This window comes from Nocardia sp. NPDC058480 (assembly GCF_042720495.1).
Classification (GTDB): domain Bacteria; phylum Actinomycetota; class Actinomycetes; order Mycobacteriales; family Mycobacteriaceae; genus Nocardia.
Window position 1 is genome coordinate 149565 of sequence record NZ_JBHXMN010000006.1, and the last position, 16682, is coordinate 166246.

Annotated in this window: 12 protein-coding genes; 5 read left to right on the plus strand and 7 right to left on the minus strand. The window is 67.5% G+C overall.

Annotation, left to right across the window (positions count from 1 at the left end; all coding sequences use genetic code 11):
- Window positions 1–248 precede the first annotated feature (248 nt).
- Entirely contained in the window at window positions 249–1592 is a 1344-nt protein-coding gene (locus tag ACFWO8_RS17215; RefSeq protein ID WP_378951416.1) for an oxygenase MpaB family protein, read from the minus strand.
- Between the two features lie 127 nt (window positions 1593–1719).
- Here ACFWO8_RS17215 and ACFWO8_RS17220 point away from each other — a divergent pair, with 127 nt between their 5' ends.
- A complete protein-coding gene (locus ACFWO8_RS17220; protein WP_378951419.1) occupies window positions 1720–2343 on the plus strand; it encodes a TetR/AcrR family transcriptional regulator in 624 nt (207 codons plus the stop codon).
- Between the two features lie 16 nt (window positions 2344–2359).
- Here ACFWO8_RS17220 and ACFWO8_RS17225 read toward each other — a convergent pair whose 3' ends face one another.
- From ACFWO8_RS17225 to ACFWO8_RS17235, 3 genes are read right to left on the minus strand one after another with little or no spacing between them, the layout of a single operon-like run.
- Window positions 2360–4009 (minus strand): LuxR C-terminal-related transcriptional regulator, encoded by a 1650-nt coding sequence (locus tag ACFWO8_RS17225; RefSeq protein ID WP_378951422.1) that lies wholly within the window; start codon window positions 4007–4009, stop codon window positions 2360–2362.
- A 45-nt stretch (window positions 4010–4054) separates the two neighbouring features.
- Window positions 4055–4678, minus strand: coding sequence for a hypothetical protein (locus ACFWO8_RS17230; RefSeq protein WP_378951425.1), 624 nt, complete (start codon window positions 4676–4678; stop codon window positions 4055–4057).
- The gene (locus ACFWO8_RS17235; RefSeq protein ID WP_378951428.1) at window positions 4675–5784 is read right to left on the minus strand and encodes a flavin-containing monooxygenase; all 1110 of its coding nucleotides are present in this window, start codon (window positions 5782–5784) and stop codon (window positions 4675–4677) included. Before ACFWO8_RS17235 ends, ACFWO8_RS17230 begins: the two co-directional genes overlap by 4 nt.
- Window positions 5785–6694: 910 nt before the next feature.
- Here ACFWO8_RS17235 and ACFWO8_RS17240 point away from each other — a divergent pair.
- Entirely contained in the window at window positions 6695–7321 is a 627-nt protein-coding gene (locus ACFWO8_RS17240) for a TetR/AcrR family transcriptional regulator (protein ID WP_378951431.1), read from the plus strand.
- A 65-nt stretch (window positions 7322–7386) separates the two neighbouring features.
- Here ACFWO8_RS17240 and ACFWO8_RS17245 read toward each other — a convergent pair whose 3' ends face one another.
- From ACFWO8_RS17245 to ACFWO8_RS17255, 3 genes are all read right to left on the minus strand, one after another.
- Window positions 7387–8451, minus strand: a complete 1065-nt coding sequence (locus ACFWO8_RS17245) for a lipocalin-like domain-containing protein (protein WP_378951434.1) — start codon at window positions 8449–8451, stop codon at window positions 7387–7389.
- A gap of 17 nt (window positions 8452–8468) precedes the next feature.
- A complete protein-coding gene (locus ACFWO8_RS17250; RefSeq protein WP_378951437.1) occupies window positions 8469–9758 on the minus strand; it encodes an oxygenase MpaB family protein in 1290 nt (429 codons plus the stop codon).
- 93 nt (window positions 9759–9851) lie between these two features.
- The gene (locus tag ACFWO8_RS17255) at window positions 9852–11663 is read right to left on the minus strand and encodes a multicopper oxidase family protein (protein ID WP_378951440.1); all 1812 of its coding nucleotides are present in this window, start codon (window positions 11661–11663) and stop codon (window positions 9852–9854) included.
- 238 nt (window positions 11664–11901) lie between these two features.
- Between ACFWO8_RS17255 and ACFWO8_RS17260 the strand changes: the two genes are divergently transcribed.
- The 3 genes from ACFWO8_RS17260 to ACFWO8_RS17270 all read left to right on the plus strand — a co-directional run bounded on the left by ACFWO8_RS17260 (window position 11902) and on the right by ACFWO8_RS17270 (window position 16618).
- Window positions 11902–13551, plus strand: a complete 1650-nt coding sequence (locus ACFWO8_RS17260) for an FAD-dependent monooxygenase (RefSeq protein ID WP_378951443.1) — start codon at window positions 11902–11904, stop codon at window positions 13549–13551.
- Window positions 13552–13635: 84 nt separating this feature from the next.
- Window positions 13636–14346, plus strand: a complete 711-nt coding sequence (locus tag ACFWO8_RS17265) for a cutinase family protein (protein ID WP_378951446.1) — start codon at window positions 13636–13638, stop codon at window positions 14344–14346.
- Between the two features lie 157 nt (window positions 14347–14503).
- Entirely contained in the window at window positions 14504–16618 is a 2115-nt protein-coding gene (locus ACFWO8_RS17270) for an acyltransferase family protein (protein WP_378951449.1), read from the plus strand.
- Window positions 16619–16682: the final 64 nt, after the last annotated feature.

The window sequence follows — 16682 nt, forward strand, 5'->3', positions numbered from 1 at the left end:
GACCCTGCGCCGAGCGGCCCCAGTTACCCACCACATTTACCACGACCGGTTCCAGTGCGCCTCACGTCCACGGGAAGCCAGCGGCCCTCAGCCAGCGTGCAGGACGAAGAACAGGAAGCAAAGGAACCTCATGCCGGTGCTCTCGTCGAATACGTTCGAGCAGGTGGGCGCCGATCCCCTTGTGGTGTAGGACGCTTCGCACGGCACTGCGTAGACCGCCGGCTCGCAAGGTGGCTCTCTGAGGGCGGCTATGACGTGGTGTCGTGATGGTCGTAGGGAGTCGTCAGGATTCCCTTGCGTTTCGCGGCCGCACGCGAAGTCAGCACATTGAGACGCCAGAAGCGGTCGCCTTTGGCGGCACGCCTTCGCAATCGCGCACTGCGGAACGGAAGTTTGTCGAACAGCCTGTTCACCCGAACGTTGGCGACGACCAGCAGGCCGATGAGCCGTACCCACCCGGCGATCGGGATGTCCCGCGCGGGCGTCGTCGCGACGAGGGCACGCACGGCGGGTTCACCGCCGAAGTAGGCCATCATGGCGAGTAGCGGGCCGGTGACGGCGCGGCCTTTCAGCGTGAGGTTCCCGTCCTCATCGGACAGGCTCGCCGCGGCGGCCTCCGACATCGCGGCGGTCGCCTCGGTGGGGCCGCCGGTGTAGGGCAGGTAGTAGTTCAGCAGTTCGATGCCGTCGGCCGCGGTGGTCGGAATGACTTCCTCGGCGACGCCGAACACGTAGGCGATATGTGCCCAATAGACCATCGCGTCATCGAGATCGGCCTGTGCGTGCTCGCGGCCGTGGGCCAGGTCGACGAGCATCGGCAGGATGCCGAACGAGATGGCGCCCATCAGCATCGCGGTGCACGAGATCGGGCAGCCGTCGCGCTCGAAACTCTCCTCGCCCCAGGTTCGGCGCAGTCCAGCGCGAACCTGCGAGTGCATCAGCCGAACCTTGACGGTGTCGGTGAAGAACGGCGAGTGCCGGTCCATCGCGCTCTCGCGGGTGACATTCCAGAACCAGGTGTAGCTCTCGAACATCCGTCGCTGATAGTCGTTGATGAACCGTCGCGTCGCACCGGTCGCGGTCGAGACGTCATTGCCGACGAAGGTGGCCAGCGCGTCCATCACCGCCATGCCCGCCTTACCGGCGAACGAGGCGTTGATCCAGACCTGACGTCCCCGTTCCCAGCGTTGCGGATCGTGCCAGGCCGGCGGATTGTCGAGGCTCGCGAACAGGCGAACGAGCTCCGCCGGTGCGTCGGGCACCGTCTCGATCCCGTGATCCAACGCGTGCTCGAGCATTCGCCTGCCCTCGGCCATGCCGATCCGGCGAAAAGCGAGCACCACCTCGTCCATGAGTTCGTCGCCCTGCCATTGATGATCGGCGACCACGCCGACCAACGGTCCCGGTGCCGACAGTCGCGCAGGCGCGACCATCGGCTCGACGAAACCGCGCCGCGCGCAATCCCACAGCTCACGATTGCCGGTTGAACGTTGCGGCCACGGCCGTAGTGCCATCCCCGGCCGGTAGTAGTAGTCGAACGCGTGGGACGCGCCGCCGGTGTCACCGGCCGACTTCGACGTTGAAGCTGACATGGCTCGACTCCACTCACCGGCGCTGCGCATCCGCCGACGCAGCAATGCCTTTCGAGGCTATAGCCGAAAATTGCTCCGCTTCAACTCGGTTATTGACATCGACTGCGAGCGGTGATGCACTGCCTACATGGCCAGGTCAGCACGTTATCGTCCAGTTCAGCGGCGCTCTCGAGCCACGATCGACAACATTCTGGACGCGACTGCTCGGCTTTTGGTCCGTCATGGGTACCAAGGATTGACGACGAATCACATCGCAGCGGAAGCCGATATCGGCATCGGTACCGTTTACCGCTACTTCGCCGACAAGAACGAATTGCTGGCCGCGCTCCGCGACCGCGCCAGCGCCGAGATGACCCAGGAATTGATCAAGGCGATCGGTGCCTCGTTGTCGTTCGAACCGGCAGTCGCGGTCCGGCAACTCTTCGTCTGCCTGGTGGATGCGCTCGAACGCGATCGGGCCATCATCAGCGCGCTCGCCAGCGAAGTGCCGATGGGCCTGCAGAGCAACATCCTGCCCGCGGTGGAAGGACAGATCGCCCAGTTCTGCCGACTCTTCATCGCCCATCGCCGCCCCGATCTGCCGGACACCGAGGTGGAGGAATACGTGTATATCGGTATGACACTGGCATTTTCGGCCGCGCTGCGCATCGCGGTGGAACGAGAACCGCAGATGGACCGGCAACGCCTCATCGACCGCGCAGCGGACGTGTTGACGGTGTGGATCGAATCGACGGCCGCGGCTACCGCGTAGGGCGTACTCGGCCAGGTCAGTGCTGGTCGGCCAGCTGGTGCTCGTAGGCGAAGGCGGCGGCCGCGGTTCGCGAGGTCACCTCGATCTTGACGAAGATGTTGGACAGGTGCCGGGCGATCGTCTTCTCGCTGAGGAACAGCGCGGTCGCGATCTCGTGGTTGGTCTTGCCGACGGCGACCAGGCGCAGAACCTCGACTTCCCTGGCACTCAGGCCGCGGGGTAGCGGAGTCGGCGCCAGTGCGGCGATCTCCCGGCACGCGGGGCGAGCACCGAGAGTCGTCAACGTGCGACGCGCTGTGTCCAGTTCGCCTGCGGCCGAGTCATTGTCGCCCAGCACCCGCAACGCACGGCCGATCAGTGCCGCGCAGCGCGCGCCCTCGTACGGCGCGTCGAGGGTGTGCCACAGTCGGGCCGCTCGGCGCAGTTCGGGAATAGCCTCGGCGGGGCGATCACCCACGAGGGCGACGTGGCCCGCGGCGTAATCGGCCATAGCGAGCAGGGCTTCGCAACCGAATGCGGCAGCAAGGGTGGATAATTCGGCGTCGAGCTCGACCGCGCGATCGAAGTTCTCGGCGGCCACCATGATTTCCACGGCCGCGGGCAGCAGCTGGCTGCGGTGCACCGGATCGCGAGGCTCGGCCAGCAGTCGGTCCATGGCGGCGACGGCCGCCGAGGTCCGTCCCCTGGCCAGCCACAGCAGCGCCAGCTCCGGTTGCGGTTCGTACCCGTAGCCGATCGCCGCGTCGTAGGCGGACTGCGCGGCGTCGAAGTCGCCGCGAAGGTGGAGCACCTTGCCCCGCTCGGCCGACGCGAAGCCCGCCGCCGACGTGGTTCCCGCGGCGACGTATCGGCGGATGGCTCGGGTGAATTCCTCGATGGCCTCGTCGAACGCGCCGTGCAGTCGCATGATCTGGCCGCGGTGTACCGCGCATTGGCCGGTGAACGGAACCAGTCCGGGTTGGGCATCACACCAGTTCGTCAGCGCGATCGTCCATTCCGCGGCCCGGCCCAAGTCCGAGGCCTCCTGACAGCCCTCGATCATCGTGCAATAGACCTGACCGGCGAAGATCGGCGACACGGCACCGACCGCGATACCGACCATCGCTTCGTCGAACAGTGCGAGCCCCTGCCGGACATCACCGGTGTACAGCGAGATCCGGCCCTGCGCCGCCAGTCCCATCGCGATCAGGTCCGGATCATCGTATCGATGTCCGTAGCCGACGATCTCGACGGCTCGCTGGGACGCCGACGAGAACTCGGCGGCCATCACGTGCCTCATCATCTCGTGGATCAGCAGGTAGCCACGCTCCACCACGTCCTCGGGAATATCGGCGAGCAGGCGTTGGCCCCTGGCCACCCAGCCGCCGCCCACCGCGGTTTCCCCGTTGCTGATGAGAACCAAGGCCAGCCAGAACGAGCACCGAACAGCAGCCGGGGTGTCACCCGCGGTCACGTTCAGCTGAAAGGCCCGCTGCAATGCTTGGATGCAATCGTTGTCGCGGCCGGTCAGGTACGCGGCGGTGGCGAGGCGGGCGAAGTCGTCGGCTTCCAGGGCCGCGTCGTCGAGCTCAGCCGGCGCGAGGCCCGACAGACTCTCGTACGCCGCCACCCATTCACGACGTTCGTAGGCTTTGCGGGCCCGAAGCAAGATGTCGACCACACCCATGCAGATCACCTATCAGTGAGCCTACGCGTCTGCCGGGCGCGGTCATCACATCCGTGCTGTCCACATCGCCCACGCGATCGGCACAAGGGCCATCAGCGCCGCCGCCGACTGCACACCGAATTGCACGACACCGATCGGCACCGATCGCGAGACAGCCAGCACAACGAAAGCGACAACCACGACCGCGGTCAGCCGGGAGCCCAGTACGGCGGTGCGTCTGATCGCCGCCGCGAAACCGAGCATGCCCAGCGCGAACGACAGTCCGCCGGTCATCAGAACGGCGACGAACCAGGGGTTGATCACGGACTGAGCGGCCGAGGGGTCCGCACCGATCTCGTGTGCCGCCAGAGCCGCGAACTCCATCCCCGCCAGCATGGCGTAGGCCGTGCCTGCGACCACGACGAGGCCGAGGCCGGCGGCGCTGAGCCGCTGATCGCCTGCTTCCCGCAGGCGCGCCCGGATCGCCACGAATGCGAGGATGAGCACCGCCGACGCGACGGCGGCAGCCACGTGCGCCAGACCCCATCGCGTCGGATCGTGCGCGACGTGGTCGGCGATCGCGGCGGTGTCGGGCAACCGGCCCGGTATGGGCGGATGCCACAGCAATGCCGCGGTCATCAGCACCGGGGCCGAGCCGACAACTACTGCCAGCGTTCTTTCGGTTTTCATGGCGCCACCGCTTCTTTCGCTCTCGTATTCGTCCGCGCCGCGATCCTGCGTGCCACGTACTGGGCATCTCGGCCGACGCCGGGCCACAGCATGGAGCTGAACGCGTATTGGAAGCTGAGCCCGCAGAAGAACAGGCCGGGCGCCTCGTCGACCACGCCGCGGTACTCCCGCGGCCAGCCGTCCTCACCGATCACCGGAACCTGGATCCAGTCGAAGACCTGCTCGAAGCCGGTGCACCAGACGATGTTGCGCACGTCGAGCACGGTGCCGTCGGCCAGCACCGGCAACCCGTCGACCACCCCGGTGACCCGGGAGGTCTCGCGCCGAACCTGCCGTGCGGCCAGGTCCGCGCGTTTGACCCGGAGCATCGGACCGCCGTGGAACCGGATCTCACGCATCGCCTGTCGCCCGATCGGCGTTCGCCGGGTGATCACATGCCTGGCCAGGAAGACCAACACCGGCATGACGAAGCGCGTAGCGCGGGACTCGAGCCGGATCGGCAGCTGGCCGCAGTCACGACCACTGAGGATCGTCGGCTGGACCGCGGCCACCTCGTAGGCGATGTCGGTGCCCGAGTGCGAGGCACCTACCACCAGCACCGTTCCCGATTGCAGCTGACTCGGGCGCCGGTATCGGCTCGAGTGCAGTTGCCGGATACCCGGGTCGAGGTCGGCCGCGAAATCCGGCACGAACGGGGTGCGCCCGAAGGTCCCGGTGGCGACGACGACGTTGTCACAGGTGATGGTGTCGTCGCCGACGCGCGCCGCGTATCCCCCGCCCGCGCGCGCGGTCAATCGATCGACCCGCGTACTCATCCGCACCGGCAGGTCCCACTGCAAGGCGTAGGTTTCGAGATACTCGGCTACCTCGTCCTTGCCCGGATAACTCCACCGGTCCTCGGCGGGAAACGGCAATCCGGGTAGCGAATCGTATTTCGCCGGTGTGTAGAGGCGCAGCGTGTCCCATTGCCGGCGCCAGTTGTCGCCGACTCGTTCGTTCCCGTCGACGATCAGGACGGGTCGTCCGCTCCGCCGCAGCTGAAATCCGCAGGAAAGACCGGCCTGACCGGCCCCGATGATCAGCGTTTCGATGTGTTGAGTAGTCATGAACCAACGCTAGGAGGCCCCCGTCCACGCCCGCGTCGGTCGAATCACCCATTTACCTCAACGGTGCGTGGGTAGCCTGGCGTACTCGGTGATCACCTCGGCGGTGGGGCACCGGGCTCGCCGTCCGGCTTCGTGTCGGCAGACCCGATTCTGCGGGGCATCGCCCTCGGCCGGGCACGCCTGGGCGAACCATCCGCACCGGCGCGTTTCCGGCGTGACGCACCGAGGTCGATGACATTGCGTTCATGTTCGGCGTCCCCGTCGGGCTGCGCCGCGGTATGCATCAGCCACGCACCCGTTTCACCCTGCAATTCCGCTCGGGTCACTGGGCGGGTCGGCGCCGGATCATCGACCTGCTCCGGCAACCAAGGGTTATGCCGAGCTTCGCCTACCTCCTCGCGACCTCGCCGCGGCGGCCTCGGCAGCCGAACGATGTTGGACGCCCCACCCTGCGCCGCACCGGAATCACCCTCGGCGGCCTTTGTCGCTTCCCACTTCCGACGCAGCCGTTCCACCGCGTCGTAATGACCTCCACCAGGCCCCATCCCGGCTTCCTGATCCGACATCGAACTAACCGCGGACAGGGGTCGCGGCACGCATCAGTCCCACAGCAGCCAACACCCCACACTTCGTCTCAGGTCTCTCGCTCACCTTCACATTCTGCATCAAGCCCCCATCAGCCGTCTTCGGCCCCGTCCCCAAGGTCTCGACAGTGCCCCGCTCAGCGGTCGAGTCACGACGATTTCTCCCAGTCGGACATCCAGCTCGAGTTGTCGCGGCGCGCCATTGCAGCCGACCACCGACGCGTGCGGCGATGTCGGCCAGAGCATCACCTGGCCATACCTTTTGGTAGGTTCAACTATACGGCTGAGTATGGCTTTGCCGCCCGCGAGCCCGAGAGGAGACGACCATGACCGAAGAGCCAGGGAGCACCCGGCCGACGGCACCGGTGTCCAAGCGCAAAGCGGCGGCCGCGCGCGGTTCGGCGCGCAGGCTCGGCGTCGAGGACTGGACCGACGCGGCGCTGGGGGTGCTGCTGCGCGAGGGCGTCGCCGCCATCACCATCGCCAAGGTATGCGATGAGCTCGGCGTTACCAAAGGCAGCTTCTACTGGCATTTCGACGGTATCGACCAGCTGCTCGAGACCACCGCGCAGTTCTGGTGCGCCGATCACAACGACGCGGCCCGCGGGTTCCAGGACCTCGACGAACTGCCGGTGCAGGAGCGCTTGGCCCGGATGGGCGCCTTGCTCACCGGGGAGCGGGTCTGGCAGGTCGAGCTCGCGGTCCGCGACTGGGCGCGCACGAATGCCAAGGTGGCCGAGGCGGTGAAGGCACTGGATCAGCGGATCTTCCACACCCTGTCGAAGACTCTGATCGATCGGGGATTCTCCGCGGAGCAGGCGGAGATGCGTGCCGGCCTGATGTGTTTCGCCGGGATCGGCTTCGTGCACGGGAACCAGAATCTGCCCGTGCCGACCGAGGATCAGCGCCGCGAGTTCTTCCGATTCATCACCAGCACCGAGCCGCCCACGTGATCCGCGTACCGACCTGCGGTGCATCGCAGGTCGGTACGCCGAGCGCAGTTCCCCGACCTCAGTGGTCAGGTCAGCGCGACCAGTTCGTGCAGCGTTGTCCCGCTGCGCCGCTCCGTAGCGCCGTCGGTGTGCACGGTCAGGTCGAAGGTCGACTCGAAACGGAAGTAGCCCGGGTGGCCGACCAGCCGGTGCACCAGGGGTTTGACCAGGCGGGAACGCACGACCGGTAGATCGTCGAGCAGGTCGTGGGCGTGGATGACCCGGTCGACGTCCAGGCGCAGTTCGAGTTTGCTCGGCACCTGCAGTTCGATCCATTCGGGGTAGGTCCGGCCCGCGGTGGTGTCGAAGCGCGCGGGCCCCTCGGTGATGACCGTCTCGCCGGTGGACAGCACGATATCGGAGTGGTGAGCGAGCATCAGGGGGCTGATCTCGTGTCCGCCCCGGCGCTGCTGGGTCAGTACCGAGGCGAACAGCAGCGAGTAGTCCTCCACGTACAGCCTGCCCCAGTGCCAGCGCTCGATGATCTTCTTCATGTCGCCGACGCCCCAGTTGTGGTCGTGATACCCACGTCCGGTGACTTCGTGTCGCACCCCGTCGAGCTCGATCGCACCGGTCACCCCGGCACGCGGCGCGGCGACCATCCAGCCGAAGGAATCCTTACTGCCGAAACGGGTTTCGCCCTTGCCTGGCATCCAGCTGGGGACCTCGTTGTGGAACTGCAGGTCGAAGACCAGGCCGTCCTCGGCCATCCGCAGGTGGTGGGTCGGCAGGCCGTCCTCGCGGAACTCGGTGCGCGCGGTGTTGGCACCGACGCGCACATCACAGGCCTCGGTCGAGAACGAGGTCGCCGAGTGCGGATAACGCCGCGACACCTGGCGGCGGGTGCCGTCGGGGGCGTAGACCATCATCTCCACCCAGGGCCGGGCCAACGGCAGGTCCTCCGGTCGACGTTTGGTCAGGAAGCCGATCACCACGTGGCCGGTGTCGAGGTGCGCGTCGAAGTACCAGTGCTCGAAGGCGAGTTTGCTCGGCGAGGGGTGTAATCCGTTGTGGCGCGGCAAGACCGGCGTCAGGTCGCCGTCGCGACGTCCCGGCCCGTTCCATACTTCGACGATGTCTGCGGTAGTCATGGCTGCTTTCGGTGGGTTCATCGGCGCAGGGCACCGCTGGCGTCGAAGGCCGCTTCGCGACCTTGCATCTGGGCGCGATACCAGTTCTCGCGATGCACGAGCATCAGCTTCTCGTGCGCCCGCGCGAACGGCGGGCAGATCCGGCGCACGATCTCCATCGCGGTGATCAGTGGAAAGCGCAGGATCGGAATGAGGATCCACGGGAACGCGGGCGGCATGGTGTAGCGACGGCGGGTGCCGGGGGCCATGTACATCGCGGAGTACACGGAATTGATCCGGTAGTTGTATTTCTCGCGCCACCGGGCCAGGCCACGGTGGCCGTCGCGCGGAGCGAAGGCCGCCGGATAGGACTCGATCAGTTCCGTACCGTGCTGCCCGGCGTCGTAAGACCGCGAGGCGATGGTCATCGCCAGCACCCGCAGTCCGTCGAGGACCGTCTCCGGATACCAGCGCAGCCGCACGCCGAGCAGGTGGCCCATGTACTTCTGAAAGTGCAGCAGCGCACGGATTTCCGATGGCGTCGTCTGATAACCCAGCGCCCAGAGGCCGAGGCCGGGCGTCACGCTGCCTGCCAACAGAGTCAGCATCTGGTAGGTCTGGCTGATCGGCAGCCCCCAGCGTTCGTTGTCCCATTCGGGGTGGCCCGCGACCTTCGCGCGCACCGAGACATGCATGACCCGCACCTTCAGCGCGGTGGCCCGGCCCGCCGAACCGGGGGTGAGCAGCGCGTCACGGGCGGAGACATCGATCCAGAAGCGGGTGGTCTCCAGGAACCGGCGCAGGGCGCTGTCGCCCGCGTAGCCGCCCGCCAGTGACAGCGGCGTCGCGACCGCGGCCTCGGTGTACATCTCGAGCGTTTCGGCGCCGGCGAAGCTGAACAGCATGGTGCCCCAGCGCCGCCAGATGGCCGCGCCCTGCTCGACCAGTTCGGGCACCACCCAGTCGGGCACTGTCTCGAACTCGGCGAACAACGCGCGCATGGATTCCGGGGCGTCCGGCACCGCATCGATGCCCTCGGCCAGTGCCGTGTCCAGCATCTTGCGCCCGGCTTTCGCCCCGATCTCGCCGTGCATCACCTCGGCGACGAACCGTTCGGCTACCGGGTCACCGGTGAACAGGTCCTCGCACAGCGCGCTCGCCTGCTCGTCGCTGGGAAACAGCCGCTGCCTGGTCACGGTCGTAAAGACGCGCTCGAGCCGGCGCACCAGCGGGGTGTCGCGCGCTTCCCAATAGCGAAAGGCGGTGGGGCACTTCACCGGCGGCCCGGAGCGGAGGTGCTCGAGCTGACGTTCGACGGCATCGACCACTGTCGGCCTCCTGATGTGACATCCACTCGCTGACTGCGATCACAGCGACCATACTATTCCAAACAGTGTTCCGTACCTGAAAGTATGGAACTGTCACGGCACGATGCGATATTTCAGCATCATGTCGTGGTCCTCGTGGTCGAGCAGGTGGCAGTGCCATACGTATCCGCGCAGGTCATCGTGCTGATCACCGGCATGGTCGAGCACGCGGTGACCGGTATGGGTTTCCGCGCCCGCGCGTTCGGTCGCGACCCGGCGCGGGAACGGTGCGTCCGGGTCGAAGCCGAGTTCCGCCGCGGTCGGGAACCGCACGATGATGCTGGTGACGGTGCCGCCGTCGACGCGCACGATGTCCTTGTGGCCTGCTTCCCACGCCTGCGGCGGCACCATCGGACCCGCCAGGAATCCCTCTGCCGACGGAACCCATTTCTGCCCGACGGGCGGCTGCGGATGGGCCAGCTGATAGTCGACGGTGCGCAGCGGCGTCCGGCCGAGAATGCGAAAGGTGACCAGGTGCAGGTGGATCGGGTGCGGATCGGGCGTGATGTTGATGATGTTCCACTGCTCGACGGTGCCCTGGCGCGGCATCTCGATATCGGGACTGCTGAAGGTGAGATTGTTCAGCGACATGATCGCGGGTGGCACGCGCAGCTCGTAGGGCTGGCTGACGGTGACATTGCGGATCACCGTCGGTGTTTCGATCGGCGGCAGCAGCGGCGGCAGCCCGGCCTCGCCGCGCAACCGGGCAGGCACGCCACCCGCGAAGCCCGGCCGGTCCTTGACCCGGAACTGACAGAACCGCGGCATCGCGACCTCGCCGAGGATCGCGGCCTGGAAGACCGGCGCCTCGTCGTTGCACAGTTCGACGGTCTCGCCCGGGGCCAGTTCGGCGAAGTCCACCAGCAGATCCACCCGTTCACCCGGCGACAACCGCAGCTCGTGGGCGGCGACCGGCGCATCGAGCAGGCCGTGATCGTTGCCGATCACCCAGAACCGCATCCGGTTGCCGAAGAACAGATTCCACACACTGAACGACGCCGCGTTGAGCACACGGAAGCGGTAGAGGCCACGCGCGACCGGTAGATACGGCCAGATCTTGCCGTTGACCACGCCGATATCGCCGACGGCTCCACCTTCCCAGCCGCCTTCGGGTACCACCGGCGTCGACCGGACCGACTGGTGCCCGTCGGCGGTGAACAGCTTCTCCTGCAGGACCAGCGGCACCTCGAACTCGCCGGCGGGCAGACCCAGCGGGTTACCGGGTGCGCCGGTGTCGAAATCGTCGCGGAGCAGCAGCATTCCGGCCAGTCCGGCGTAGACGTTCACGCGGGTGATGCCCATGGCGTGGTCGTGATACCAGAGGTGGCCGGTGTCCTGAGCCAGCGGGAAGTCATGGTCGATGTCACCGCCGGGATACACGAGTTGCTCCGGGTGCCCGTCGCTGCCGGGTGGCGTCACCCCGCCGTGCAGATGCAGCGACGACGGCGGTGCGGTGCGGAAGCTCTCGGCGACGCCGTGCAGGGTGGTGTCCATGTCGGCGGCGAGCGGGTGGGTGGTCATCCTGTTCGCGAAGCGCAGGCGCAGTGGGGTACCCGCCGGATGCTCGATGGTCGGGCCCAGGTAGCTCATCCCGTTGTAGCCCAGTGAGGGCGATTCCGGCAGATCACGGTGGAACCGGTGGGTGGTGGTCTCGGCGAGGAGTTCGAGCCGGTCACCTCGCACCACCGGCAGGCGCGGCAGCTCGTCGACGAACGGCTCGACCGCCGGGGAGTGGAACAGCAGCGGACTTCGCACTCCCGGTGGCGTGGTGGGGGCCGCCGCGGCTTGCGATTCCCACAGCATCGCGCCGAGCAGACCCGCTCCGGCCGCACGCAGGAACTGGCGGCGTTCGATCGGATGTTCCATGTTCGAGCCCTTCCCGGGCTGCATCGTCGCAGGCACCGCGGCAGCGACCATACCACCGAGTACAGTACCCAGTACTTCGCTGGATGGCACCGGGTGCAACCTTGCGGGACATGCCGATATCCACTGCGCGCGAGGAGGACCCAGCGACCCGTTCGTCCGAGGGATTCCGCGGGTCGGCGCCGGGCGTACGATCAGCGGACAACATGAGGCGGGGGCTTCCAGCGCGAGGTGATGTCGCATGTTCGATACCGATGTTCTGATCGTCGGCGCAGGTCCGGTGGGGTCGGCGGCCGCCGTGGGCGTGGTCCGGCGCGGCGTGCGGTGCCGGATCATCGACGCGCTGTCGGATCCGCCGCAGTACGCGAAAGCGGTCGGCATCCAGCCCCGCACGCTGGAATTGTTCGAGGCGATGGGCATCCTGCGGGAGGTTCTCGACGCCGGGATCCTGTTGCGTGGTCAGATCGTGTACATCAACGGCGTCGAGGCCGGCCGAATGGATCTGAAGCTGCCACCCGAGATTCCTTTCGGGTTCCTCGGACTCCCCCAGTACGAGACCGAGCGGATCCTGCACCAGCATCTGGAGTCGCTGAGCACGCGCGTCGAGCGCGGGGTCCGGCTCGTCGGGTTCACCCAGGACGAGAACGGCGTCGATGCGGTGCTCGCCGGACCCGAGGGTGAGCACACGGTGCGGGCACGGTATCTGGTGGGCTGCGACGGCGCGCACAGCACCGTCCGCAAGACGCTGGGCCTGACGTTCGAGGGGGCGGCCTTCGCGGAGCAATACATGCTCGCCGATGTCGAACTCGACTGGTCACAGCCGCACGGCTACAACGTGCGGTCGATGCACCAGACGAACGGCGTCACCGACGACGTGCTCGTGTGCGTCCCGCTGCCCGGCCACCACCGCTACCGGGTGTCGATGCGGGTTCCCCCGGAACTCGAGACCGACACCTCCGTCGGCGGCGACAAGGTCGAACACGGGCTCGGCACCGGGCCCGGCCCGCGACTGGCCGATATCCAGGCGGTGCTCGACCGGCTGGCGCCCGAACCGGTGACCGCTTCGCATGTGCGCTGGTCCTCGGTCTTCCGGATCAGCCATCGCATCGTCGACTCCTACGGGCGGGGACGGGTTTTCGTCGCGGGCGATGCCGCCCACATCCACCCGCCCACCGGTGCCCAGGGCATGAATACCGGCATCCAGGACGCCGACAACCTCGCGTGGAAGCTCGCGCTGGCCGTCGCGGAGGTGGCCGCGCCGTCGTTGCTGGCCAGCTACGACGCCGAACGCAGGCCGGTCGGCGAGGACGTGGTCGGTCGCACCGTCCGCGATGCCCGCGAGGGGATCGGCGCAGGCGAATCTGACCCCGAACGCGTCCTGCTCCGCGAGGCCCAGCTCCTGATCGACTACCGCGACAGCCCCATCGTCACCGAATCCCCCACCGGCGCACCGTCTCCCACGGCCGGCAGCCGCGCTCCCGACGCGATCAGGCTGACCAGGGACGGCGTGAGGTCCCCTTTCCGCCTCTTCCCTCTCCTCGCCGGCCCCGGCCACACTCTGCTCTGCTACGTCGACAACACCTGTGACACAGCCACTCTCGCCGACCTGGAACGCCACGTCGGCCTGCTCCGGAAACTGACCGACGACCACCTCGACAGCTACCTCGTCGCGAGCCCGGAGGCCACCGTCGGCCCGACGACCCTCCCGGTCATCCGCGACAGCGACGGTGACTTCGCCCGGCGATACCACTGCGCCCCCGGCGCGGCCTACCTCGTCCGTCCCGACGGCTACCTCGGCTATGCCGCCTCCCCTGCCTCCCCTGACGACCTCATCCGTCATGTCGAGTCGACCTTCGCCCCGGCACCCGAAAGCGTCCTGGGGACAGCCTGACCCGCGCCTCGACGCCACCACAACGTCGCGCCCGAACGGTTCGAAATCACCGGGTGCGGGTTGCGGGCGCAATACAGTGGCCGGATGCGTGGACGATATCGAATCCTGCTGCAGGCGACCGCAACAGCCGCCGCAGCGCTGGTGCTGCCCGCCGTCCCGACTGCGGCCGCCGACCCGATCCCTCACCCCGACGGCTGCGCGGAGGTCCGGGTCGTCACCGTTCGTGGCACCCTCGAACCGCAGTCCGGCAGCCTGCTGCTCACTCCGCTGGGCGGGCGGATCGCCCAGGAATTCGGTCGCCGCACCACGGTGACCGAACTCGAATATCCGGCCTCGATGAACCCGGACAGCGCCGTGCGCGGTGTGGAGAACCTGACCGCGCTGCTGAACGCGTCCGCCGCCGCTTGCCCTGACCAGCGGCTGGTGCTCCTCGGCTACTCGCAAGGCGCGCGCGTGATCGGCAACACCCTCGATGCGCGAACAGCGTTGACCGAACAGGCGGCCGCGCGCATCGACGCCATCGCCCTGTTCGGCAGCCCGCTGTTCAACGGCGCGGAACCCTACAACCGCGGCAGCTTCGATCCCGCCCTGTCCGGCACCGGTCCACTGCGCCTCGGCGCGCTCACGGAATTCGCCGACCGCCTGCGCGACTACTGCCACGCCGGTGACCGCGTCTGCCAGGGCGGCGACCCGGCCGCCGGGTTCCGAAATGCGCTGAGCTACGGCCATATCGCGTACTTCTTCAACGACAGTCGTGACCAAGCCACGGCATTCGTCCGCGAACAGCTCGGCTGATTCCCGCCGGAGTCACCGGCTCGGCGGCGACGACGACGAATGGACCTGATCGAGCCGACCGTGATAGGAGAGTTGTCATGTCGTCGTCATCGTCCGTTCTCCGGGATTCCGGCTCGCCTATGCCTCAGCGGAGCATGCCGATGGGGAGTTCGGGGCTGTGACCGGTGTGAACGCCGATTCGACGCACTCGACCGAGCAGCCGCGCCTCACCACCGCCACGCGAGCCGGTCGCGGGTCGCAGTACCGCGTCGATCTGGACGGCTTGCGGGGGCTCGCGATCGCGTTGGTCGTGGTCTTTCACGTGTGGTTCGGTCGTGTTTCCGGCGGTGTGGACGTCTTCCTGGTGCTGTCGGGGTTCTTCTTCACGGGCTTGCTGCTGCGCCGGGCAGAGTCCCCGGAACCGTTCTGGGCGTGGTCGGTCGTGCGCCGCACTGCCCGACGCCTCGTCCCCGCCATGGCGGTCGTGCTGGCCGCCGTCGTCGCCTCGACGGTGTTGTTACTGCCGTACACGCAATGGTCGACAGCGGCAGCGCAGGTTCTGGCGTCGCTGTTCTACTACCAGAACTGGCAGCTCGCCCTGACGTGGTCGGACTACCTGGCCGCCGATCCTTCGGTCAGCCCACTGCAACATCTGTGGTCGATGTCGGTGCAGGGGCAGTTCTACCTGGCCGCATTGCTGGCGGTCGCCGTTACCGCCTGGTTGTGCGCTTGGCTCTCGCGACCGGGTCGGGTTCGCCCGGCCATCGGCGGGGTCGTGGTCGCGGTGTCGGTGGCCTCGTTCTGCTACGCCGCCTACGGCACCGCGACGAATCAGGGATGGAACTACTACGACAGCTTCGCCCGCGGGTGGGAGTTGCTGATCGGCGCCGGGCTCGCGGTCGTCGCACCGTCTCTGGTGCCGTGGCGCCAACTGCGCGTCGCGCTGTCGGTGTTCGGTGTGCTCGGCGTGGTGCTGTGCGGGTGGCTCATCATCGACGGCGCCAACCGGTTCCCCGGGCCCGCGGCCCTGCTGCCTGTCTTCGCGACAGCGGCTGTCATCCTTTCGGCGACGCACCTGCTGTTCGACGACTGGCCGCTGCCCAACCGGCTACTGGCTCATCCGGCCATGCGGTGGCTCGGCGATATCGCCTACCCCCTGTACCTGTGGCATTGGCCCATCCTGATCTTCTTTCTCGCCGAACGCGGAAACACCAACGCCGGGCTGGTGGGCGGCATCGCGGTGATCGGGCTGTCGGTTGTGCTGGCCTGGCTGACGCACCGCTGGATCGAAGAGCCACTGCGCCAGCGCACTACGCGCGCCGACGATCTCGGTCACCCACGATCTCGTCACCTGGCCGCGTCCGCGGTCGGGGTGTTGCTGGTGGCGACCGTCACCGTCACCACCGGCTGGCAGTTCGCTGTTGTCAGCGTCAATCCACCGGTCGCCGTCGGCGAACTCGACCCGGCGAAGTACCCGGGTGCCGAAGCGTTGGCCTCCGGCGCTGTGACACCGGACGAGCCGATGCGACCCTCCGTCTTCGAAGCACCCACCGAAGTCCCCCCGCCCACGGCGGACGGGTGTATCGCGGACTGGGACACCAGCGACATCGTCACCTGCACCTATGGTGACCCGGATGCCGATCGGACACTGGCGCTGGTCGGCAGCTCCCATGCCGAGCATTGGCTGCCCGCGCTCCAGGTGCTGGCCGCCGAAAACCCGTTCCGCATCCAGGTGTATCTGAAGATGGGTTGCCCGCTCACACTTGCCGAGGACGCCATGTACAAGGGCGAGCCCATCCCGGATTGCCGGGACTGGTCGGCCGACGTGATCGACCGCCTCGACGCCGACCGCCCCGACTGGGTGTTCACCACCGGTACCCGTCCCCGCGACGAGGGTGGCGACGAGACGCCCGCCGACTATCTCGACGTATGGGCAGCGCTGTCCGACCGCGGTCTCAATGTGGTCGCCATCCGTGACACGCCATGGCTGCGCCGCGGAACCGTCCGATACAAGGCCACCGACTGTTTGGCGGGCGGCGGGAACCGCAGCAGCTGCGGCATGCGCCGCGAGGACGCGCTCGACCCGATCAACCCAGGACTGGAACCGGCCTCCGCGTTTCCCAGCGTCTTCCCGATCGACCTGACGGACGCGGTCTGCGAACCCACGCTGTGCGCGGTGGCGGAGGGCAACATCCTGATCTATCACGACGAACACCACCTCACCGCGAGCTACTCCCGATCCCTGGCCGGAGCACTCGGGCGGGAGCTGCAACCGATACTCGGGTGGTGGTGAGGCTGCTTCGCGTCACCTTCGGCAGACGGTTGGCGCGGTACGGTGCAGGTCCGAGAGGCGATCA